The following is a 22,771-nucleotide window of genomic DNA, read 5'->3' as shown; positions in this document are numbered from 1 at the left end:
AAGGCCTCGATCTCAGCGTTTCACAGCCGTCGGCCTGTTCAACTCAGCCCGCTTGCTCAGCAAATCAAACACCGCCGGATACGCCGGCCGTTCGACATACCGCCCCGCACCACGCTCAGCCCGCAGATCACCATCGGCCCACACCACCCGACCCTGGCTCACGGTATGGCTCGGTACACCGCGTACGGTCTTGCCTTCGAAGATGTTGAAGTCGACCTGCTGGTGATGGGTCTTCGCCGAAATCGTCCTCGTTCCCTCCGGATCCCACAGGACGAGATCCGCATCCGCACCCACGCGAATCGCCCCTTTACGCGGGTAGAGATTGAAGATCTTCGCGGTATTGGTAGAGGTCAGCGCGACGAAGTGCTGCATCGACAAACGCCCGGTGTTGACCCCTTCATCCCAGAGCACGGCCATGCGGTCTTCGATACCGGCGGTGCCGTTGGGGATCTTGCTGAAGTCATCCCGGCCGGCAGCTTTTTGCTCGGCGCAGAAGCAGCAATGGTCGGTGGCGGTGGTGTGCAGGTTGCCCGACTGCAACCCGTGCCAAAGCGCCTCTTGATGGCCGCGAGGACGGAAGGGCGGGCTCATCACGTAACCGGCGGCGGTCTGCCAGTCCGGGTGTTGGTAGACGCTGTCGTCCAACAGTAAATGCCCGGCCAGCACTTCGCCGTAGACTTGCTGGCCCTTGCTGCGGGCATAGGTGATTTCGTCCAGCGCTTCCTTGGTCGAGACATGCACCAGGTACAGCGGCGTGCCGAGGGTTTCGGCAATGCGTATCGCCCGGCTCGCTGCTTCGCCTTCCACTTGAGAAGGCCGCGACAGCGGATGCGCTTCGGGGCCGGTCATGCCCTGGGCCATCAACTTGCGTTGCAGGTGATAGACCAGCTCACCGTTTTCCGCGTGCACGGTCGGCACCGCGCCGAGTTCCAGGCAACGTTCGAAGCTCGCCACCAAGGTGTCATCAGCTGCCATGATCGCGTTCTTGTACGCCATGAAATGCTTGAAGCTGTTGACCCCGTGCTGGCTGACCAGCTCCGCCATGTCCTCGCGAACCTGTTCGCTCCACCAGGTGATCGCGACGTGGAAACCGTAATCCGATGCCGATTTCTCAGCCCAGCCGCGCCATTGATGGAAAGCCTCCATCAAGGATTGCTGTGGATTGGGAATCACGAAATCGATGATCGACGTGGTGCCACCGGCAAGGCCCGCGGCGGTGCCACTGAAAAAGTCTTCGCTGGCCACGGTGCCCATGAAGGGCAGTTGCATGTGCGTGTGCGGGTCGATGCCGCCGGGCATCAGGTATTGGCCGCTGCCGTCGAGCACTTCGGCACCTGCGGGAACATCGAGATTTTCGCCGATGGCCTTAATCACGCCGTCGGCGCAATAGACGTCGGCGCGATAACTTTCATCATGGGTAATAACGGTGGCGCCACGGATCAACAGAGACATTCCGAGTTCCTCGCAGGCAATGACCGACTTATGTCGGTTCTAAATGTTTTATATGAAGCCGACGCAAACAGGTGTATTCCTGTCAGCACTGTCAGGAATAGAAGCTAGTCTGAGTTTATGGAATGAGCAAGAATATTTTTTATAAGCTTATGCATGTTTTAAAGCGTTGATTAATAACGATTAAAACTGAAAATCACCAAAATGGTGTGGCCTCGAACCATTTTGACGCACTTGACAGGTTCTAAAAATGAACGAGATTTCTTATGTGAAATCAGCTGCTTGAGGATGGTCTATGGTTGATGCGCAACTTTGAAAAAAAGTGCCATGCACCAGATTGAGCCCTGACTGTTTGGACAACTTGCCTGGCATTCGGCCTGAGCGAGCAAGCAAATAACCGGGGGCTTATCCGGGCTCTATATAAAAACTGATAAACATCAGTTGGTTGCGAAGTTTTTGTGGAACTGCCCGATGCGCAAACAGGGTGCCCGGCACGTTTATTGATGCCGCCAGCCTCTGATGAGCAAAAAATAATTCAAAGAACAGTGGAGCGGCCATGCAACAGATCAGATCGCAAGTGACCGAGCGCGACGGCTTGTTTGAGCTCGAAGCCGGCACCGACGTCCTCGACAGTCCCCGTTATAACCACGACATGGCACCGACCAAGGTGCGCGAACGAACCTGGAACAAATGGCACATCACCGCGTTGTGGGTTGGCATGGCGATCTGCGTGCCGACCTACACCCTCGGCGGCGTGCTCACCGCTTATTTCGGCCTGAGCGTCGGCGAAGCGCTGCTGGCGATTCTGTTCGCCAACATCATCGTTCTGATCCCGCTGACCCTGAACGCCTTTCCCGGCACCAAGTACGGCATTCCGTTTCCGGTGCTGCTGCGTTCATCCTTCGGCATTCTGGGCTCCAACATTCCGTGCCTGATCCGTGCGCTGGTGGCGTGTGGCTGGTTTGGCATTCAGACGATGTTCGGCGGACTGGCCATTCACCTGTTTCTCGGCTCGGTGTTCGACGGCTGGAAAGCGCTCGGCGGGACCGGTGAAGTGATCGGCTTCATGGTGTTCTGGGCCTTGAACCTGTGGGTGGTGATTCGCGGTGCAGACTCGATCAAATGGCTCGAAACCCTCTCCGCGCCATTGTTGGTGCTGGTGGGCGTGGGGCTGCTGGTGTGGGCCATGCCCAACGTATCGATGACCGAATTGATGGCGATCCCGCCCAAGCGTCCGGAAGGGGCCAGCGTGGTCAGTTACTTTGCCGCCGGGCTGACCGCCATGGTCGGGTTCTGGGCCACGTTGTCTCTGAACATTCCAGACTTCAGCCGCTATGCGAAAAGCCAGAAGGATCAGATCGTCGGGCAGATCATCGGCTTGCCCCTGACCATGTTTCTGTTTGCCTCGCTGGGCGTGGTGATGACGGCCGCCTCGGTCAAACTGGTGGGCGTCAGCGTCTCCGATCCGGTCACCCTGATCGGCCATATCCAGAGTCCGGTCTGGGTCGCATTGGCCATGGCGCTGATCATCATCGCCACGTTGTCCACCAACACCGCAGCCAACATCGTTTCGCCGACCAACGACTTCCAGAACGTCGCGCCCAAGCTCATCAACCGCACCACAGCGGTGTTGCTCACCGGCCTGGTCGGTCTGGCGCTGATGGCGCATGAGCTGTTGAAGAAACTTGGGTTGATCGTCTCGGATTTAAGCCTGGAGACGGTGTATTCCAACTGGTTGCTGGGCTATTCGAGCCTGTTGGGCCCGATCGCCGGGATCATGGTAGTGGACTATTTCCTGATCAAGAAACAGCAACTGGACCTGGCCGGGTTGTATCGCGATGACGTGTACCCGGCGTGGAACTGGTTTGGGTTTATTGCGTTTGGCGTGCCGGTGGCGTTGACACTGCTGTCGCTGGGCAGCGATGCGTTCAGCTGGTTCTACAGCTACGGCTGGTTCACCGGCTCGGCGTTGGGTGGCCTGATTTATTACGGGTTGTGCTCGATGCGGCCTGATCCATCAATCGCGAAATCTGCGGTGTGAGTACCGGCCCCTTCGCGGGCAAGCCTCGCTCCTACAAGGAGTACGCGAACCTGTAGGAGCGAGCGGTGCGGCGATCCGACTTGCCCGCGAAGGCGGCCTCAAATACAGCAAAAAATTGCCTGAAGAAATCCATAAGAACTGCCTGAGGAGATCATCATGAACGCTGCTGTAGACGTTCTGCAGTCCACCCATCAGCACATCAACCGCGACCGCTTGTGGCAGTCGCTCATGGACCTCGCCCAGCTCGGCGCCACGGTCAAGGGTGGCGTCTGCCGCTTGGCCCTGACCGATCTGGACCGCCAGGCCCGGGACATCTTCGTCAACTGGTGCGAAGAGGCCGGTTGCACCGTCAGCATCGACGCCGTCGGCAACATCTTCGCCCGCCGCCCCGGACGCAATCCGAACCTGCCACCGGTGATGACCGGTAGCCACATCGACACCCAACCCACCGGCGGCAAGTTCGACGGCTGCTTCGGTGTGCTGGCCGGCGTCGAAGTGCTGCGGACCCTCAACGACCTCGGCGTGGAAACCGAAGCGGCGCTGGAAGTGGTGGTCTGGACCAACGAAGAAGGCTCGCGTTTCGCTCCGTGCATGATGGGCTCCGGCGTGTTCGCGGAAAAATTCACCCTCGAAGAAACCCTGGCCAAGGTTGATGCCGCGGGCGTAACCGTTGGCGAAGCCCTGAATGCCATCGGCTACGCTGGCCCGCGTAAAGTCAGTGGCCACGCCGTCGGTGCCTATTTCGAGGCGCACATCGAGCAAGGCCCGATCCTCGAAGACGAACACAAAACCATCGGTGTGGTGATGGGCGCCCTCGGCCAGAAATGGTTCGACCTGAAACTGCACGGCGTCGAAGCCCACGCCGGCCCGACGCCGATGCACCTGCGCAAGGACGCCCTGGTCGGCGCTGCGGTGATCGTCGGTGCCGTCAACCGCGCCGCCCTCGGCCATCAACCTCACGCCTGCGGCACCGTCGGTTGCCTGCAAGCCTATCCCGGCTCACGCAACGTCATCCCCGGCGAAGTGCGCATGACCCTGGACTTCCGTCATCTGGAGCCGGTGCGGCTGGACTCGATGATCGCTGAAGTCCGCGAAGTCATCGAAACCACCTGCGAGGAACACGGCCTGACCTTCGAACTCACGCCAACCGCCGACTTCCCGCCGCTGTACTTCGACAAAGGCTGCGTCGAAGCGGTACGCGGCGCCGCCCAAGGCCTGGGGCTGTCGCACATGGACATCGTCAGCGGAGCAGGGCACGACGCGATCTTCCTCGCTGAACTCGGTCCGGCCGGGATGATCTTCGTGCCATGCGAAGGCGGCATCAGCCACAACGAAATCGAAAACGCCGCGCCGGATGATCTGGCGGCCGGGTGTGCGGTGTTGTTGCGGGCGATGCTGGCGGCGTCGGCGGCGATTGCCAGCGGCCAGTTGGCGGCTTGAAAGGCGTGACGTGCGCTGAAAGTATCAGCGCACGTCACAAACCCGGATCCTCAATCGTCATCCTTCACACCGTTCATAGCAGCTATCGAGCCTGCGAGACTGCGTTCGGCGACGCAGTCGTCGTAAATCCTGAATGCTGGATCCCCCTGATACACCGCAGTGCCGGATCCAGCGACGACTTCGTCGCCGAACGCAGCCTCGCAAGCTCGACAGCTGCTACATGTGCCCGGTCGCTGCACCTGCTTCGCACTATCCCACCCCCCTGCGGTCGTAATCTTCACAGGCGGCGCGTCACTGCGCCGCTGCACCCGTGGAGACCCAATGAGCCAGGACGTCCTGACCACCGAAACCAATCGCCGTCAGTTGCAGCAGATCATCGCCGGTTTGTCCGACGGGGTGATTCTGCTGGAGCTAGATCAGACGATCCTGTGGGCCAATGATGCCGCGCTGGCCATGCACGGCGTCAGTCGGATCGGCGAGTTGGGCGTCAATGCCAAGGAATACGCCAAGCGCTTTGCCTTGCGCTATCGCAATAATCACCCGTTGCCGCCAGAAAATTACCCGATCAGCCGCGTTGCCAAAGGCGAGATGTTCAGCGATGTGCTGGTTGAGGTGACGCCGGCCGATGACGAAGAGCGCACTTGGGTTCACAGCGTGCGCAGCCTGGTGCTGGCCGACAGCGCTGGCGAGCCGGAGTTGTTGGTGTTGATCATGGACGATGTCACGGAGTGGGCCAGTGCCGAGCAGCGTTTCGAAAAGACCTTCAATGCCAACCCGGCGCCGGCGGTGATCTGTCGTCTCAGTGACTTGCGTTACATCAAGGTCAATGCAGGCTTCCTGGAAATGACCGGCTATGCCCGCGATCAACTGATTGGGGTATCGACCTATGAGCTGGACATCCTTGAAGGTGCCGAAAAGAAAGACCTGGCGATCGAGCGCCTACGCGAGCACGCCACGATTCCGCAGATGCAGGCGGAGCTGAAAATGGCTGACGGCGGCAGCAAGCAGGTGATCGTCGCCGGGCAGCCGCTGGAGTTCAACGAGGAGGACTGCATGCTGTTTTCCTTCGTCGACATGGAGCCGCGGCACAAGGCCGAGGTGGCGCTGCGCCAAAGTGAGGAGCGGTTCGCCAAGGCGTTTCGCCTGACGCCGGTGCCGACATTGGTCTGCGATGCGCAGGATCAGGTGGTGATCGACGTCAACGAGGCCTTCCTGGATACCCTCGCGTATCCCAGTGAGGAAGTGCTGGGCAAGACCGTTGCAGAGATCGACTTTATCGATGACAAGGGCGCTCGCACCCGGCTGTTTGCGGCGCTGGAGAAGGCTGGAAGCCTGGATCGGATCGATGTCAGGATCCGCAGGAAAGACTCGACGTTGATTGACTGCACAGTGTCGGCCGACACCGTGAATATTCAGGACAAACCTTGCTACCTGCTGGTGTTGATGAACATCACCGAGCGCAAACGCACCGAGTTGGAGCTGGTGTCGGCGATCGAGGAGGTGATGAAGGACGCTTCGTGGTTCACCCGTACGCTGATCGAAAAACTCGCCAACGTGAAGAACATCAACTCGCCGCAATTGCCCAGCGTGTCCTTCACCGACCTGACCGCCCGCGAGCGCGATGTGCTCGGCCTGATCTGCGAAGGCCTTGCCGACAAGGAAATCGCGGCGCGCTTGAAACTGGCGCCCAATACGGTGCGCAACCATGTGTCGACGGTGTATTCCAAACTTGATGTGCACAGTCGCAGCGAGGCGATTGTGTGGGCACGGGAACGCGGTTTGTTCTCCAGCGAGTGGAGACCGAAGAGCCAGCGATAAGGTGCAAATGCACTAGCTAGGGCAGTGCAAATGGATGTTTTGGCGGACGGTGGCAATTCTTAGTCTGTAAGGGTGCGACACGGGTCTTGTGCCGGTGTTGCGTCCTCTACGAAACAGCTTAAGGAACAGTCACATGCTCGGCCAATTCAACAGGCTTTCAGTCGACAGGGTCAGCCGGCCCATGGGTGAATCGCGATGATTTATCTGACGCAATTGCGTGCGCAACTGGAACAGCACTTTTCCCCACTGGCTTGTGATTGCACTGTGTCGGGAGACAACTCGGTGACGGTGAAACTGTATCACCCGGTATCGGGGCAGGTGGATCTGGTGGTCAGTGGGTTGAGCGTCGCGAACCTAAGATCCCCGGAAGCGGTCATGACGTTGATCGAGGAGCTGCGTTATGAACTTGAGAGCAACAGATTGCACCGGCGGTCGGATACGGTTTCGTAGGAGCTGTCGTTTTTCCGGGTTGAAAAGGGGCAAAGTGCCTTGTTTGCTGGCATTGGCGGCTGGCTAGGCTATAAGAAATGCGAGGGTATTATTTTCTGTGACCAATCCGCGGCTTCGCGGTAGGTGTGTCGGGTCGCGGAAAGTGTCGATTACTTACCGCGGGACAGCCTATGAACAGTCTTGGGAAACGTGCTTTTTCGCCTCTGTCGCTCGCCTTTTGCGTAGCGATTCTCAGCGGTTGCGCCAGTCCGCCACCTCCGCCGCCTGCCGCACCACCGCCTATTCCGCAACGCACCTGCGAAACTACTGAGCAAACCGATGTGATGGGTGACGCGCGAGTGACCGAGGAAGTGACCCGGGAAACGACGCTGACCCGTTGCGTCACGCAGTAAGCCAGGGCGACTGCATCGTTGAAGCCCCGTGTTGAAAAAATCGTGTTGGTGGCCGACCTGGTCGGCACCGCGGTGTTTGCCGTTGAAGGCGCGATCAGCGCCATGCGCAGCAACCTCGACCTGCTTGGGGTGATGGTGATCGCTTTCATCGTCGCCTTGGGCGGAGGGGTCACCCGGGATCTGTTGATCGGCGCCACGCCACCCAATGCCGTCGCCGATTGGCGTTATCCGGCGCTGGCCTTTTTGATGGGTGGGGTCGCGTTTGTCTTGCATGAGCAGGTGCTGAGCTGGTCCGGTTCGACGTTGATCGTACTGGACGCCGCCGGGCTCGCGTTGTTCGCCGTGGCCGGGGCGCAAAAGGCGCTGAATTTTGGCATCTCGCCGTTTGTGTCGATGCTCATGGGCACCATTACCGGCGTGGGTGGCGGGGTGCTGCGCGACATCGTGCTGGCGCGGGTGCCGGTGGTGTTGCAGGCCGATCTGTATGCGAGTTCGGCCTTTGTCGGCGCCGCCGTGCTGATTATCGGACGCCGTTGCGGCGTACCGCCCGTCGCCTGCGCGTTGCTGGCGGGGGCGGCGTGCCTGGCGTTGCGATTGCTGTCGGTGAGTTACGGCTGGCAGTTGCCGAAAGTCATGGGCGCCTGAGCTTCAGACGTCCTCGATCCTGACCCAGCGTGACTCGTTGGCCGCCAAGCGGATCGCCGTCGCCAGACGTTCGACTTCCCACGCTTGCTCAAAGTCATTGCCACCTTGGGAAAGACCGGCCAGCGCCATCACCAGGTCATGCACTTCCAGCGTCTTGAGTTCGTTGTATCCCAACTGATGCCCCGCCGCCGGACTGAACGCCGCGTAACCCGGCAGATTCGGCCCCGCGAGCAGTCGCTGGAAGCCGTCCTGACCGGCGCGATACAGCCGCATCTCGTTCAAGCGTTCCTGATCGAATGCCAGCGTGCCTTCAGTGCCGCTGATCTCGAAGCTCAGGTGATTCTTGTAGCCATGCTTGAGCCAACTGCTGCTGAACGTACCTCGTGCGCCGTTGGCAAACCGCAGCAGCGCATGGACCTGATCGTCGACCGCAATGTGCCGTTGTTCCTGGCTGCCCGCCGTCGCAGGACGCTGCCGGTGTACGGTTTGGGTGTCGGCGCACACCGATTCGACATCGCCCACCAGATAGCGCGCCATCGCCAGCAAATGACTGCCCAGATCCGCCAGCGCACCGCCCGCGTGATCGGCATCGCAACGCCATGACCACGGCGAAGCAGGGTCGGCCATGAAGTCTTCGCTGAACTCACCCTGGAAACTGATGATCTGCCCCAGCTTGCCACTGACGATCAACTCCCGAGCCAGCCCGATCATCGGGTTGTGCTGATAGTTGTAACCCACCCGCGTCACCACACCCGCGTCTTTGGCGGCCTGCCGCATGGCGTTGGCTTGCTCCAGGTTCACCGCCAAAGGCTTCTCGCAATACACCGGTTTGCCAGCGGCTAGGGCAGCCATGGCCATGGGGTAGTGGAGGTGATTGGGGGTGGTGATGGCGATCAGATTGACCTTCGGATCATCGATCAGCTGTTGCCAGTCAGTGTGGGCGGTGTCGAAACCCCAGGCGTCGGCGCAGCGTTGCGCGCGGTGTGGATCGGCATCGGCGAGGGCGGCCAGTCTGAGCTTCAGCGGGAGCTCGAACACCGCGCTGACGTTGCGAAAGGCCAGGGCGTGGGCGCGGCCCATGAAACCTGTGCCGATGAGTCCGATACCGAGTTCGCGCATAGCAGGGGGCCTTTTGGAATTTTGTTTTTGGTAAGGTTATTTATGGAATATAAATTCACTTAACGCAATACGTGGAATAAAAATTCATTTTTGTGAGGGTCGGAAAGGACCACAGCGCTGTGCGCCGTTGCCTACAACTACGCCGGAATCCACTGGCTTGCGCCTCCTGGCATGGGTCTATATCGTTTTCTGGTGAGCAGATCAGCGACAAAATGCGGGCTTTGATGACGGGACATACACCGCAGACTATATTGGCCACTAACTAATCAAATTTGAGCAATGCAACGACGCTCGAATAGAGGTGGCCATGTCGAAGGATCTCGAGAAAACAACCTGTCTTTTCGTTGATGGTGATCGTCACGAAGCTAAGGCTGTGCGTGATTCTGCCGGATTTCAGCGCGGAGGCATCATCCGGCTATCAAGCGGCAAAATCATTAGCGGTCGGGCCAGTACTGCCAAAATAAACCCCGATAAGACATACGGACTTATCGCTGCAGCCGTTGCAAAAAGCGGATTAGGAGTAACGCTCGGTATGGATAGTGAAGGACTCAAAACGTCGGCTGAGGCCGGCTGGATCATGGTAGGTTCAAATGGAACCAAGATATCGGCCGCCACATGCGCCTCGGCGCGTATTGATGAATATGCAACTGAGATGCTTAAAGATCCGAACAAGGTTCGAGAGTTTTTCAAGCGTGTGAATGGGGAAGCCAAGGCTCGCTGATGTATTGCATTTCTCCTTCCTTCGTCCTTGGTTTTCATGGGTGTGAGCGAGACATTGGCGAGCGCGTACTGGCTGGCGAAGAGACGCTTCTTGATAGCACCAATGATTATGATTGGCTCGGCCGCGGCGCCTACTTTTTGGAAAACAACCCACAGCGCGCACTCAGTTTTGCGACTAACGCACAAAAGCGGCGCTCAATCAAAAATCCATTGGTGATTGGGGCTGTGATTGATTTGGGTCGTTGCCTGGATTTCACGACCGAGAGTGCATTACGCGAAATCCGTCAGACCTACCTCTGGCTTGAAGCCGCCTCAAAAGAAGAGGGCGGACAGCCCCTGAAGAAAAATAAGCCCTATCTACGTCGTCTGGATTGTCAGGTCATTGATGCGTTACATACTTTTCGGGAGCTTACGGAAGCACCTGCGTACGATTCTGTTCGTTCCCCCTTCTGGGAGGGAGAATGTCTTTATCCAGGTACGGATTTTATGCATGAAACGCATGTTCAGCTGGCGATCCGTAACGTGAAAAATATCAAAGGCTATTTTAGGGTTCTTGATTTGACTGGGAAGCCAGTTGAGTTCGTGCGTGATCAGTAGTTTCTGTAACTTGCACTAAATTGATTTTCAGGACGCTTAACGTTGGCGTGTACAAAAAAGGCAGCCCCAAGGCTGCCTTTTGTTCATCCGCAGAATTGAATCAGGACAAGAACCCGCCATCCACGTTCAACGAAACGCCGGTGGTGTAGCTCGACGCATCGCTGGCCAGATACAGCACAGCGCCGGCCATCTCGCTCGGATCGGCCACGCGCTTGAGCGGAATCTGCTGCAACGCGGTTTTCAGAATCGCATCGTTCTTCACCAGTGCCGAAGCGAACTTGGTGTCAGTCAGCCCAGGCAACAAGGCATTGCAGCGAATGCCGAACTGCGCGCACTCCTTGGCAAACACCTTGGTCATGTTGATCACAGCGGCCTTGGTCACCGAGTAGATGCCCTGGAAGATGCCCGGCGAGATGCCATTGATCGACGCGACGTTGATGATGCTGCCACCGCCGTTTTCGCGCATCAGTTTGCCGGCTTCGACCGACATGAAGAAGTAGCCGCGGATGTTGACGTCGACGGTTTTCTGGAAGGCGCTGAGGTCGGTGTCCAGTACGTTGCAGAACTGCGGGTTGGTCGCGGCGTTGTTGACCAGGATGTCCAGGCGCCCGAACTGTTCCTTGATGCCGGCGAAGACCTGGCTGATCTGTTCCATTTCACCGATGTGGCAAGCGACGGCGGTGGCTTTGCCGCCAGCGGCGATGATCGCGTCGGCCACGTGTTGGCAGCCGTCGAGCTTGCGGCTCGAGACGATGACGTGGGCGCCTTGCTGGGCCAGCAGTTTGGCGATGGCCTCACCGATGCCACGGCTGGCGCCGGAGACGAATGCGATCTTGCCGTCGAGGTCGAACAACTGAGTCTTGGACATGGGATTCTCTTATAAAAAGTCTTGTTATGGGGCCATGGACGCGGATCAAAGGCTGGATTTCTGGATGACTTGCAGGCTCATTTGTTCCAGCAGTTTGTTCATGTGAATGAACTGCGCGAAGCGTTTGTCCTGGGTCTGACCGTGGAAGAAGCGGTAGTAGATCTGCTGCACGATGCCGGCCAGGCGGAACAGGCCATAGGTGTAGTAGAAGTCGAAGTTGTCGATCTGGATACCGGAGCGCTCGGCGTAATAATCGACGAACTCGCGGCGTGTCAGCATGCCCGGGGCGTGGCTCGGTTGACGACGCATCAGTTGCACCGGCGCCGGGTCTGCGGCTTCGATCCAGTAGGCGAGGGTGTTGCCGAGGTCCATCAGCGGGTCGCCGAGGGTGGTGAGTTCCCAGTCGAGCACGCCGATGATTTGCATCGGGTTGTCCGGGTCGAGGATCACGTTGTCGAAGCGGTAGTCGTTGTGGACGATGCTGGAGGTCGGGTGATCGGCCGGCATCTTGTCGTTGAGCCAGGCCTTGACCGCTTCCCACTTCGGCGCGTCCGGAGTCAGGGCTTTTTCGTAGCGATCGCTCCAGCCTTTGATCTGCCGCGCCACATAGCCTGCGGGCTTGCCGAGGTCGCCCAGGCCATAGGCCTTGTAGTCGACCCGATGCAGTTCAACGAACTTGTCGATAAAGCTTTTGCACAGGGCTTCGGTTTGCGCTGAGTCCAGACCCAGTTCCGGCGGCAGTTCGGAGCGCAGGATGATCCCGTTGACCCGTTCCATCACATAGAACTCGGCGCCGATCACCGATTCATCGGTGCAGTGCACATAGGCTTTGGGGCAATACGGAAAACCGTCGCGCAGCTGATTGAGGATGCGAAATTCGCGGCCCATGTCGTGTGCGGACTTGGCTTTGTGGCCAAAGGGCGGGCGACGCAGGACAAATTCCTGCTCCGGGTATTCCAGCAGGTAAGTCAGGTTCGACGCACCGCCGGGAAACTGGCTGATCACAGGCAAGCCACTCAAGCCAGGAATGTGGGCCTTGAGGTACGGATCGATCAGGCTGGCATCGAGTTCTTCGCCGGTGCGGATACGGGTGGACTGGTCAGTAAGCGCCATGCTTATCCCTTCTGCTTATTTTGGAGGCCAGACATCATTGGCTAATCTAATGGTGCGCCGGGGTAGCCACAAGCGTGGCACGGTCTTATAGGTTAGCGTGTTGCTGGATAATCAGCGTTCCTGATGTGCGAGAACAGGCGCGGCGGTCTATGGTTCAGGGGGAGCGTGCTTCCAGGAAGGAGGTTTGAAATGGGCTGTCCGCAAGTCTGCGCCACCGCAACCCTGCAATGCAGTTTCGGTGCGGCGCCGGCCGTGCTCAATGTGTTGCCGGTGAACCGAACCCTGACCGGCGGGATGCCGGCGGCCAACATCATGGATCACATCCCGTTGGTCAACGTCATGCCCTTTGGCGTGTGCATGAGCATTGCCAACCCGATGGTCGCGGCCGCCACTGCCGCAGCGCTTGGCGTGCTGACACCGATGCCCTGCATCCCGGCCACCGCGACGCCCTGGATTCCCGGCGGCCCGCCGACCCTGTTGCTGGGCAATATGCCGGCCATCGATGCCAACAGCACCTTGATGTGCAACTGGGCCGGGGTGATCAAAATTGTCATGCCGGGGCAGATGCAGATGCTGATTCCCTGACCTGAAAAACACCGCCACCTTTGTAGCAGCTGGCGAAGCCTGCGTTCGGCTGCGAAGCAGTCGTGAATTCAGGCACCTTGGAGTGTCAGGTCAACCGAGCATGTAGGGATTGCGGCTGCTTCGCAGCCGAACGCAGGCTTCGCCAGCTGCTACAGGGAAAGCATCGCCAGTCACGCTTGAGCCGGATCCGTCCAGCGCCGAAACCACCAACGCACCCGCGAAATCGGCTTGCCTTTGGCATCCAGAGGCCGTCCATCGCTGGCAAATCCCTGTTCCGGCTCAACCAACTGGCCATTGAGATAACGCGCATCCACCGCCGGTTTACCGTTGGGATGAAAACGCTGATAACGCCCCTCGCGTACACCGTCGCGGTAGAACTCGGCCTCGGCCAGTTGCCCGTCGGGAAAGTAGTTGTTCGCTTCACCGTCCAGCAAGCCCCGGCGATAAGAGGCCTTGCGCTGCAACCAGCCCTCGGGCGCATAAAAGCTGGCCACGCCCTGCAGTTTGTCGTGCACATAAGGCAGTTGCGCCGAGACCTTGCCATTGGGGTGATACAACAAACTCGTGCCCTGCAATTCACCCTGGCTGTAATTCAGATCCGCCTGTGGCCGCCCGGCTTCCTTGATGTGCAGCGGACCTTCGAGTTGACCTTCAAGCAAGCGACCGTCCATATGACTGTCACCACGGTCCAGATCGACTTTGCTCGATGACATTGTCGTAAACCTCCTCAGTTGACCTTCACCAGGCCACCCTTGATGGTCAGCATGCCGCCGCCGTCCACGGTCTGCTCGGCGCCGCCCTTGTTCATCAGGCTGACCCCGGCATCGTTGGTCAGCGTGGTGCCGGCCTTATTGGTCAGAGAAGTCCCTGCCGTATTGCTCAGGGATGTACCTGCCTTCTGGCTGACCGACGTACTGGCCTCAGCCGTGAGGTCGGCACCGCTCTTGATGCTGAAACTGCCGCCACTCTGCAGGGTCAGGGTGCCGGTCACCTTGATCGTCAGGTTGCCGTCCACGGTCAGGCTGTAGTTGCCGGTAACCTTGTGTTCGTAGTTGCCGCCGGTGCTGTGAGTCTGGTCGGCACCGACCTTCACCGTGCGGCTGTCCTTCACGTCGAGACTGTCGCTACCAGTCTGGATGGTCACGCTGCGTTTGCCTTTCTCCAGCGTCACCGTCTCGTCGCCTTCTTTCACCGTGCGGGTGCGTGCGTTCTGCACCGTCAGGGTCTCGTCGTGGCCGACGGTGGCGGTGGTGTCGTTGAGCACGTTGATCTTGAAATCCTTCTGTGCCTGCAGAAACACCTCCTCGGCATCCTTCTTGTCCTCGAAGCGCAACTCGTTGAACCCGCCACCGCCCTTGGACGATTGGGTCTTGATCCCGGACTGGGTCTGGTTCGCCGGCAAGGCGTAGGGCAGGGCGTTGTCGCCGTTGTAGACGCAACCGGTCACCAGCGGCCGGTCCGGATCGCCATCGATAAAGGTCACGATCACTTCCTGGCCAATGCGCGGGATGAACTGCATGCCAAACCCCTTGCCGCTCCAGGGCAGCACCACCCGGACCCAGCAGGAGCTGGTTTCATCGTTTTTGCCATCACGGTCCCAGGGGAACTGCAACTTGATGCGGCCGTATTCGTCGGTCCAGATCTCTTCGCCGGACTTGCCGACGACGATGGCGGTTTGCGTGTGCATTCGCGGTTTTGCTGTGGTGCGTTGCGGCCGGAACGGGACGGCTTTGGGAATCGCTTCGAAGCGATTCTGATAACTCTCATGGCTGGCCTCGTGGGTGACCGCCGTCACCACCCAATCGATATTCAGCGTCGCGTCATCATGGCCGGCGAGAGTGAACCAATGCCCCGGCACCAGCCAGCGACAGTCACTCTCGCCGACAAACCGCTTCTCCTGACTACGCAGACCATCGACCCGCTGCTTGGTCAACGCATCGCCCCGCGCCTTGGCGTTGTAGCTGCCGGGATGCTCGTACACCGAGCGAGGCCCGGCGACGGCTTCGGCCTGGCTGTAGAGTGACGTGGTTGGTGTGGTGAACTCGTAATCCGTCGCCCGATACACCCCGGCCACCGCTTGCAAACACACGTGCCCGGAGCGAATGCCATGCAGCTCGCGCTCGCCCATGTGCTGGCCGATGTAATTCACTTTCGGCCCATTGGGGATTGGCGGGAATGCATCGTTGCTGTCCCCCAGCACCAGCGTGTGCTTGCCGTTTTCATGGGTGTAAAACCAGAAAATGCCGTCCTCTTCCAGCAGCCGGGAAACGAACGCGAAATCAGTTTCGCCGTACTGTATGCAGTACTCGCGAGGGCTGTAGCTGCCGGTGAGTTTCAACAGAAAATCGGTGAATCCGTGGGCCTTGAAAATCGTGGTGACGATGTCTGAGGTGGAGAGGTTCTGGAACACGCGGTTGTTGCTGGCCAGCGTCAGCCACCACAACCAGGGGCGCAGCACCAGTTGATAGCGCTCGGCGGTGGCGTCGGCGGGGAGTTGGCGGATTTCAGCGACCAGTGCGTCCAATGGGCGGACCGTGGCGTCGTTGTGCAAGGTAGCGGTGACATGCGTTGCGACGGCGGTAGTCAGGGTGAGAGAAGCGCCGTCGTTGAGGCCGTTTAAGGTGTGCGAGCCGAGCGCGTTGAGCGCTTCTTCACCGGACAGCGACTCAGGGTAAAGCGCCGACAGCGAGGCGGCGGTGAGGGAGAGGCTGGTGTTGCTGTCGGTGGTGCGGGGCATCGAATTGCCTCGGTGATAGTCAATTAACAGTTCATGCGGCGGTGTCCTTTAAATGAGCGGCATAAAGGCCTGACTAGTCTATTCGCGGATACATCTGACTGATCGTAAATCCCTCGTTAGTAGCCTCGGCTGAATTGGATAACCATGAAACGACAATCGTATAACCAACGACCGGAATATCCAGGCTGCCGCTGGCGCTGCCTGCTTGCAGGTAGGTTTGCAAGACTCCTTCGACATAAGCAGATATGGTTCCCAGGGATTGGTTGGCCGGGAAATAGGTCACCCCCAGGCGACGGCTTGGGGCGTTGTCGTCCCACGGTGTATTGGTCGCGTTATCAACCCAAATGTTTTGATCTGAAAAGTAGCTGGGGTAGGTGACCATCCCATAGGTGCCATCCATTCGAGCGCCAGGTGCCTGTGTTTCCGGATAAAAGAGACGCATCCGTCGCAGGACCCTATTTGGGTTGTTGAAATGCACGTTTCCATGCGCGCCTCTGACATGCTGTGAAAGTGTGAACGTCAACATTTTTAGAGTTCTCCAATGAATATAAAAAAGGGGATGGGTCCATCATTCAGAATGATCAACCCGTCCCCCGGCCTCGTAGAATCAACCCATCTGCCCAAGCACATTAATCAACGTCAGACTCGCTTGCGCTGCCTGAAATAACCGAAAGTCCGCGTTGTTTAAATGGGCTCTTACATCGTTAAATGCGTCATTGAACGGTGCCGTCTGTGCGGGACCCTGGAGCACAACCTGAGTGCCGTTGGCGTAAGTAAGACCGGTGACGTTGTTCCAGCCAAACGGGTTTGCGCCGCCGTTCTGGGTTATCCAGGTTTGCAGGTTGTTAAAGTAGGTCGTGAAGGCCGGAACCATCGGCCCCTGGTTTTGCGGGGTTGAGGCGGCCCAGAGTTCCAGATCAGTACGGCTGCTATTAATCCGAGCGGCCAGTTGTGCGGTTGTAAATGCCATATAAACACTCCTTGTTTTCACTACATTGGTTTGCACTGCCCTAAGAGCAGAGCGGGTTGCATCCTGTCTTCACTCCAACACCCACTCCGCCAACTTCCCTGTCACCTGGGTCATCAACACATTCTCGACATCCCGGGCGCCCGCCGCACTGCACTTGGCCAACACCGCCTGCACAATCCCGGCATCAAACTCAAACTGTTTACCCGTGGCCGCCTTATACCGCCCACGCAATTTCTCCAGCTTCGCCAACACAATCCCTTCCAGCGTCGCTTCATCCAGCGGCCGATAAGCGACCACGGTCATGCGTGCCAGAAACGCCGGGCGGAACGCTTGCAGCAGCACTTTGTGCAGTGCTTCGTTAAACGCATCGGTGCCGAGTTGCGCGACCGGTGTGTCGAGTAACAACTCCGCCCCGACATTGCTGGTGGCCAGCATCACGGTGTTTTTGAAGTCCACCACCAACCCGGTGCCGTCCTCCATCACGCCTTTGTCGAAGACGTTGTAAAAAGCTTCGAGCACATCCGGGTGGGCCTTTTCGATTTCGTCCAGCAACACCACCGAATAGGGTTTGCGCCGCACGGCTTCCGTCAGCACGCCACCGCTGCCGTAACCGACGTAGCCGGGTGGGGCGCCTTTGAGTTGGCTGACGGTGTGGGCTTCCTGGTATTCGGAAAGGTTGATGCTGATCAGGTTGCGTTCGCCGCCGTACAACGCGTCGGCCAACGCATAAGCGGTTTCGGTCTTTCCCACGCCAGTAGGGCCGACCAGCAGGAACACGCCGACCGGCTTCTGCGGGTCGGTGAGGCCGGCGCGGTAGGCCTGCAAGCGCTGGGCGATGGTGCCGAGGGCGATGCTTTGGCCCATCACTCGCTGGCCCATGCGCTGGCCGAGGGTGCGTACCGCGTGGGCTTCGTCGGCGAGCATCTTGCCCACGGGAATGCCGGTCCAGCCGGCGATCACGGCGGCGACAGTTTTCGTGTCGACCTGTTCCGGCACCAGCGGATCGTCCTGGCGAATGGCGTCCAGCCCGGCTTCCAGGCGCACCAGTTCGGCGGCCAGATGATCGATGCGGCTGTCGGTGGCTTCGTCCGGTTTGTCGCTGTCGGCGCGCTCGCTCAAGGCTAGCAGCTCGCGGCGGGTTTCCAGCAGTTCACGCACGGCGACCCGTTCTTCGTTCCAGCGCACTTCCAGTTCGCGGATGGCTTGCACGTTATCGGTGGATTCGGCTTCCAACAGGGTGATGCGCTCACGGTGGTCGAGCCCGGTGGCCTGTTCTCGACGCAGGCGTTCGACTTCGTCCTTGAGGCTGTTCTGGCGGTGGCGCAGGCTTTCCAGCGGTGGCGGCACGTCATGTTGGCCCAGGGCGACCCGGGCGCACGCGGTGTCGAGCACGCTGATGGCTTTGTCCGGTAACTGACGTCCGGAAATGTAGCGGTGGGAGAGTTTCACCGCTTCGTGGATGGCGGCGTCCAACACCTGCACACCGTGGTGCTGTTCGAGTTTGGCGGCGACTCCGCGGAGCATTTCCACGGCGGTAATTTCGTCCGGCTCCTCGACTTGCACCAGTTGAAAACGCCGGGCGAGGGCCGGGTCTTTCTCGAAGTATTTTTTGTACTCCAGCCACGTCGTAGCGGCGAGGGTGCGCAGCTCTCCACGGGCCAGCGCCGGTTTGAGCAGATTGGCCGCGTCGCTTCCGCCTTCTGCGCCGCCGGCGCCGATCAGGGTATGGGCTTCGTCGATGAACAAAATGATCGGTTTGTCCGCGCTGCGTACTGCGTCGATCACCCCTTTGAGGCGTTGTTCAAACTCGCCCTTGACCCCGGCGCCGGCCTGCAACAGTCCGAGGTCGAGTACTCGCAGGCTGACCTCCTGCAACGACGGAGGCACATCCCCGGCGGCAATGCGCAAGGCCAGGCCTTCGACCACCGCGGTCTTGCCGACACCCGGCGCGCCGACCAGGATCGGGTTGTTCTGCCGACGTCGCAGCAGGATGTCGATGCACTGACGAATCTCGCCGTCGCGCCCCACGATGGGATCGATGCGCCCGGCGTGGGCGTCGGCGGTCAGGTCCTGGGTGTATTGGTCCAGCACGGAATCCTGTTTTGGCGCTGCATGGCCTGCCACTGAGGGACGTGCGCCGCCGACGTGTTCGCGAGAGCTTTCGGTCCATTCCAGCAGGTTGCTGCGCAAGGCTTCCCGTGGAATTTTCAACAGCGACGAAGCACTGTTGAGCAGCAGGCTGCGGCGCTCGTCGCGGTCGATCAAGGCCAGCAGCAACAGCCCGGAACGAATACTGTCGAGCCCCAACACACTGGCTTGCACCACTGCATCTTCGAGCAGGCCGGTGGTGTGTGCCGAGAGTGCCGGCGTACGCGTGCTGCCGGATTTGAACAGGTCCAGCGCCTTGTTGATTTCCGCCGTCAGGGCATCGCGCTCCAGGCCGAAGCGCGGCAGCAGCCAAGCAAAGTCACCGCCCTCGATGTCCAGCAGTTCGAGGAGCAAGTGCTCGATCTCGACGAAATGATGACCTCGTTGCAGACAGCGTTGCGCCGCGCGCTCCAGGGCGCGGCGGTTGTCCGGGTTGAGGCGTCCGATCAGGCTGGCCAGTTCCATTCAGGTGATCTCCAGCTGACGAAGGCGGGTTTCGATCCGTTGCACGGCGAGGCTGGTCTGACGTTGCAAACCGCCGTTCCAGCTCAGCAGTGGGGGTGCTTCACGACCCATTTTCATCGGGCCGGCGCCGCGTACCAGCAACACCAGGGTGCAATCCAGGTCCGGGCCGAAATACAGCGCGCTGAGGCTGGCCAGCGCCGGGTGGGATTCGCCGTCCGGCAGGAACCTTGCGGCCTGGGCCGAAGACAGCGGGCCAAGGGTTAGCCTGAAGCCTGCGTGTTCATCCCAGACTCGGGTGCCAGCCACCGCTGTGCGACCCAATTGCAGGTTGCGGCCACCCGGGATCATGCGGCTGCGACTGGCGGGCGGAATCTCGCGCCAGGCGCCTTCATAGGCACTCAACTGCACGGGCAATTCGAACTGCTCGCGCACGATCGCGGCGAAACCGGCGAGGGAGCGACGCCCATCGGCAAACAGCGCGCTGCACGCCAGCACGGCTGAATCGGGTATGGCCTGACGTTCCTGCAAGGCTTTGGGCAGCAACCCGGTCAGCGCCCTCAATTGCGCGTGTACCGGGGACGCACCGGGCACGGTGAAGCCCACGGCGATCCGGTGTTTGCGCATCACCTTGTACAGCAGGCTCAGCAGCCGATGCTGGAACAGGTCGAGGAATTCGGCCGGTGCGTAGTCCTTGGCCCGAGCCCGTTGTTGCAGCCATTCCTGATAGGCGTAGGGCAGGGGGCCGTCAGGGCCGCCGAGGCCGAACACCGGCGTGCTGAGGATCGGTTGCTGGCCGGGTTCCTGGGTCAGGCTTTCGATTTCGCTGGCGGAAAACAGCGGCGTCAACGGCCCGCGCAGGCGCAGCGCTTCCGCTTGAGGGGCGGTGCCGCTGCCCAGGGATTCGGCCTGGGGATGTTCGCGCTCCAGCAGCAATAACGCCTGCAATAATTCGAAGGCCTGGGGATCACGTCGCAGCCGTTGGCTCAGGTTCAGAGGGACAGCGGCATGCCGGCTTGGGGTTGCCATGTCTTGACCTCCTTGTCTGATTGCACCAGCACCGTGCGCACGAAGCGGTTGGCCGTGGCATAGAGTGAAAAGAATTGCGCCAGCACCGCGGAAAACAACACCGCGCTGCTGCCGATGAAATACTCGGGATCCAGTTGCAGTTGCACCTCCAGGCCATTGCGCCAGCCGCGCCAGGCGTCTTCGCCGACATGGCCGATCACCCGCTCGCAACCCAGGCTCGACAAGCCCTCGATTTGCCGCCAGGCGCTGGCCTCGTCACGCAGGTTGTGCAATTGCAGGATTTCCTTGAGTGCCTCCAGCGCCTGCGGCCCCTCGACCAATGACAAATGATTGAGGGTCAGTTGCGACACCAGCCGCCAGCGCGATTCACCGTCCAGGCGCGGCAGACTCTGCGGGCTGGGCGGGTTGCGCAGACGCGCCCAGGCCACCGGCCCCGGACGTTCGAAGCCCAGCGGTGTACCGGCTGGCAGGCTCTGGGCCAAGTGTCGATTGGTGCAGAGCAGTTCAGCAGTGAGGCTGTATTCGATGGCCTCCGACAGCGGATCGAGTCGGGTGTCGACCAGGCTCACCAGCACGTCGGTGCCCAGACGATTGGGGGTCATGCCGCTGACCCGTCGCGCGTGCCAGTAGCACTGTTTATCGGCGCCACTGTGCTGACTGCCGTAATAGGCCGGCACCCGCTGCACACCCTGGCTGGAACTGGCGCGCATCGCCCGGATGCTGTGGATCTCGACGCTGTTTTCCCGATGGCTGTCGGCGACCAGGCGATATTCGCTGCGGGTGCCATCCGGGCGCAGGGGCTCCGAGGTGCGTGGAAACAGGTTGATCACCGGCGCGCAGCCCAGCGCGATGTCACTGGCCTGAAGGTGCAGACGGCTGGTGGGCGCGCGATCGAACACGATGTACAAAAAGAGCGTCTGGCTGTCGCTGGTGGCGCCGGCCAGTGGCAGGTCGAAGAAGTTGAATTTGTCCGGGAAGGCAAAATACTCGGCGAGCAGACGCATGCCCGGATGCACACCGTCTTCGTCCGGCAGCAGCACTTCGTCGCTGGCAAAACCGACGATCTGCGGCAGCCCCGTCAGCGCTTTGGGTACGCTGCCGGGCGGTCCGGCCAGTACTTTCACGGCATGGGCGCCGAGCAGGTCATAGAGGCAAGCGTTGATCATGGGCGAGGCGGTCAAGTGCACGCGCAACTGTTCGATGCCAAGCTCTGACCACTGGCTTTCACCGAGACAACGCAAGCTCAGGCGCAACGCCGAGCGCGCTTGAACAACGCCGGTCAGGGCCTGGGCTTCGTCGCTGCCCAGCAGCAGCGCTTCGTTGATTTCCACGGGCCACAGCCGAACTGCGGCGCTGGTGCGAAAGTGAATGCTTTCGCCTTTGCCGGTGGTGACGAACAGCGGTGTGTCCCGGGGCAGCGAATAGCCGCCGGCCAGGTTGCCTTTGCTCGGGTCAGGTTCGAACTGCACGATGGCGCAGGACGGAAGCGGGCGCATGGCCAACGGGTAAAGTTGTTCGAGCAACGCGTCGCTGAATTCGGCGTAGTCGTCATCCAGACGGCGTTGCAGGCGTGCGGCCAACAGTGCAAAACCTTCCAGCAGCCGTTCGACGTGCGGGTCCGGACATTCGCCGGGTGACAGCTCCAGGCGCCGGGCAACCTTGGGATAACGCTCGGCGAAAACGCTGCCGGCGTGGCGCAACCAGGTCAGCTCACGCTGGTAGTAGTCGAGCAGTTGCGGGTCAATCGAGTCGCTCATGACGCACCTCAAGGCCATCGCCGGCCCGCTCGATGACCAATGCCACGGGCCAGTGCTGCTGGCCGCTGCGTAATGCTCCAAGCAGGCGAATGCTCAGTTGCTGCGGATGGCCGGGGACTGGATTGACTTGAACCTCGTCCAGTTTCAGGCGCGGTTCGAAATGGGTGATGGCCTCGCGCACGTCCCGCGCCAACTGACGACGGTCATCGCTGCGCTGCTGTTGCAAGGCGGTCCAGTCAGCGATGCCGTAGTCGAGAATGCTCGGCGGGGAGGTCAACGGGCGAGGGCCGCGTCGGGTGTTGAACAGGCGCAGCAACTCCGTTTGTACCGAGTCGAGCAACCCCTGGCGGTCGAACACCTGCACAGTGTCGACCTCGCTTGAAGCGAGTCGCTCGAACAACGGTGGGAGTATGCCAGTACCTGCCATGGCC

21 protein-coding genes are annotated in these 22,771 nt (G+C 60.1%); 8 read left to right on the top strand and 13 right to left on the bottom strand.

Annotation, left to right across the window (positions count from 1 at the left end):
- Positions 1–12 precede the first annotated feature (12 nt).
- Positions 13–1,452 carry a dihydropyrimidinase gene (gene hydA, locus ACYZTY_RS15355; RefSeq protein ID WP_438662133.1) on the bottom strand — a complete coding sequence of 480 codons (1,440 nt, stop codon included), beginning with the start codon at positions 1,450–1,452 and terminating at the stop codon, positions 13–15.
- Positions 1,453–1,854: 402 nt separating this feature from the next.
- On the bottom strand, positions 1,855–2,007 hold the full coding sequence (locus tag ACYZTY_RS15350) for a hypothetical protein (RefSeq protein ID WP_461954411.1): 153 nt from the start codon (positions 2,005–2,007) through the stop codon (positions 1,855–1,857).
- Between ACYZTY_RS15350 and ACYZTY_RS15345 the strand changes: the two genes are divergently transcribed.
- From ACYZTY_RS15345 to ACYZTY_RS15325, 5 genes are all read left to right on the top strand, one after another.
- Positions 2,006–3,490, top strand: a complete 1,485-nt coding sequence (locus ACYZTY_RS15345) for an NCS1 family nucleobase:cation symporter-1 (protein WP_461954410.1) — start codon at positions 2,006–2,008, stop codon at positions 3,488–3,490. The two genes, ACYZTY_RS15350 and ACYZTY_RS15345, sit on opposite strands and share 2 nt — an antisense overlap.
- 156 nt (positions 3,491–3,646) lie before the next feature.
- Positions 3,647–4,930 carry a Zn-dependent hydrolase gene (locus ACYZTY_RS15340; protein WP_461954409.1) on the top strand — a complete coding sequence of 428 codons (1,284 nt, stop codon included), beginning with the start codon at positions 3,647–3,649 and terminating at the stop codon, positions 4,928–4,930.
- A gap of 321 nt (positions 4,931–5,251) precedes the next feature.
- Positions 5,252–6,748 carry a helix-turn-helix transcriptional regulator gene (locus ACYZTY_RS15335; protein WP_461959227.1) on the top strand — a complete coding sequence of 499 codons (1,497 nt, stop codon included), beginning with the start codon at positions 5,252–5,254 and terminating at the stop codon, positions 6,746–6,748.
- A gap of 195 nt (positions 6,749–6,943) precedes the next feature.
- Positions 6,944–7,198 (top strand): DUF1652 domain-containing protein, encoded by a 255-nt coding sequence (locus ACYZTY_RS15330; protein WP_461959226.1) that lies wholly within the window; start codon positions 6,944–6,946, stop codon positions 7,196–7,198.
- A gap of 410 nt (positions 7,199–7,608) precedes the next feature.
- Positions 7,609–8,235, top strand: a complete 627-nt coding sequence (locus ACYZTY_RS15325; protein WP_461959225.1) for a trimeric intracellular cation channel family protein — start codon at positions 7,609–7,611, stop codon at positions 8,233–8,235.
- A 3-nt stretch (positions 8,236–8,238) separates the two neighbouring features.
- Here ACYZTY_RS15325 and ACYZTY_RS15320 read toward each other — a convergent pair whose 3' ends face one another.
- Entirely contained in the window at positions 8,239–9,354 is a 1,116-nt protein-coding gene (locus ACYZTY_RS15320; RefSeq protein WP_461959224.1) for a Gfo/Idh/MocA family protein, read from the bottom strand.
- A gap of 307 nt (positions 9,355–9,661) precedes the next feature.
- Between ACYZTY_RS15320 and ACYZTY_RS15315 the strand changes: the two genes are divergently transcribed.
- Positions 9,662–10,075, top strand: a complete 414-nt coding sequence (locus ACYZTY_RS15315) for a hypothetical protein (RefSeq protein WP_461959223.1) — start codon at positions 9,662–9,664, stop codon at positions 10,073–10,075.
- Positions 10,075–10,671: a hypothetical protein gene (locus ACYZTY_RS15310; protein WP_461959222.1), complete on the top strand. Its 597-nt coding sequence runs from the start codon at positions 10,075–10,077 to the stop codon at positions 10,669–10,671. Before ACYZTY_RS15315 ends, ACYZTY_RS15310 begins: the two co-directional genes overlap by 1 nt.
- A 100-nt stretch (positions 10,672–10,771) precedes the next feature.
- Here ACYZTY_RS15310 and ACYZTY_RS15305 read toward each other — a convergent pair whose 3' ends face one another.
- Complete coding sequence (locus ACYZTY_RS15305) at positions 10,772–11,539, bottom strand: SDR family oxidoreductase (protein ID WP_219093920.1); 768 nt, start codon at positions 11,537–11,539, stop codon at positions 10,772–10,774.
- Positions 11,540–11,584: 45 nt separating this feature from the next.
- Positions 11,585–12,652, bottom strand: a complete 1,068-nt coding sequence (locus tag ACYZTY_RS15300; RefSeq protein WP_461959221.1) for a phosphotransferase family protein — start codon at positions 12,650–12,652, stop codon at positions 11,585–11,587.
- Between the two features lie 189 nt (positions 12,653–12,841).
- Between ACYZTY_RS15300 and ACYZTY_RS15295 the strand changes: the two genes are divergently transcribed.
- Positions 12,842–13,237, top strand: a complete 396-nt coding sequence (locus ACYZTY_RS15295; RefSeq protein ID WP_461959220.1) for a DUF4280 domain-containing protein — start codon at positions 12,842–12,844, stop codon at positions 13,235–13,237.
- A gap of 170 nt (positions 13,238–13,407) precedes the next feature.
- Here ACYZTY_RS15295 and ACYZTY_RS15290 read toward each other — a convergent pair whose 3' ends face one another.
- The 8 genes from ACYZTY_RS15290 to tssE form a co-directional block, all read right to left on the bottom strand.
- Positions 13,408–13,950, bottom strand: a complete 543-nt coding sequence (locus ACYZTY_RS15290; protein WP_461959219.1) for a toxin-antitoxin system YwqK family antitoxin — start codon at positions 13,948–13,950, stop codon at positions 13,408–13,410.
- Positions 13,951–13,964: 14 nt separating this feature from the next.
- Positions 13,965–15,974, bottom strand: coding sequence for a type VI secretion system Vgr family protein (locus tag ACYZTY_RS15285; RefSeq protein ID WP_461959218.1), 2,010 nt, complete (start codon positions 15,972–15,974; stop codon positions 13,965–13,967).
- A 73-nt stretch (positions 15,975–16,047) separates the two neighbouring features.
- A complete protein-coding gene (locus ACYZTY_RS15280) occupies positions 16,048–16,374 on the bottom strand; it encodes a hypothetical protein (protein ID WP_461959217.1) in 327 nt (108 codons plus the stop codon).
- Between the two features lie 207 nt (positions 16,375–16,581).
- The gene (locus tag ACYZTY_RS15275) at positions 16,582–16,944 is read right to left on the bottom strand and encodes a hypothetical protein (protein WP_461959216.1); all 363 of its coding nucleotides are present in this window, start codon (positions 16,942–16,944) and stop codon (positions 16,582–16,584) included.
- Positions 16,945–17,013: 69 nt separating this feature from the next.
- A complete protein-coding gene (tssH, locus tag ACYZTY_RS15270; protein WP_461959215.1) occupies positions 17,014–19,557 on the bottom strand; it encodes a type VI secretion system ATPase TssH in 2,544 nt (847 codons plus the stop codon).
- Positions 19,558–20,583 (bottom strand): type VI secretion system baseplate subunit TssG, encoded by a 1,026-nt coding sequence (gene tssG / locus ACYZTY_RS15265; protein ID WP_461959214.1) that lies wholly within the window; start codon positions 20,581–20,583, stop codon positions 19,558–19,560.
- Complete coding sequence (gene tssF, locus ACYZTY_RS15260) at positions 20,547–22,340, bottom strand: type VI secretion system baseplate subunit TssF (RefSeq protein ID WP_461959213.1); 1,794 nt, start codon at positions 22,338–22,340, stop codon at positions 20,547–20,549. Before tssF ends, tssG begins: the two co-directional genes overlap by 37 nt.
- Positions 22,324–22,767: a type VI secretion system baseplate subunit TssE gene (tssE, locus tag ACYZTY_RS15255; RefSeq protein ID WP_461959212.1), complete on the bottom strand. Its 444-nt coding sequence runs from the start codon at positions 22,765–22,767 to the stop codon at positions 22,324–22,326. Before tssE ends, tssF begins: the two co-directional genes overlap by 17 nt.
- Positions 22,768–22,771: the final 4 nt, after the last annotated feature.

The organism is Pseudomonas sp. LB1P83 (genome assembly GCF_054897885.1).
The sequence above is the reverse complement of the archived record's forward strand: the minus strand, read 5'-3'. Positions and strand labels throughout refer to the sequence as shown.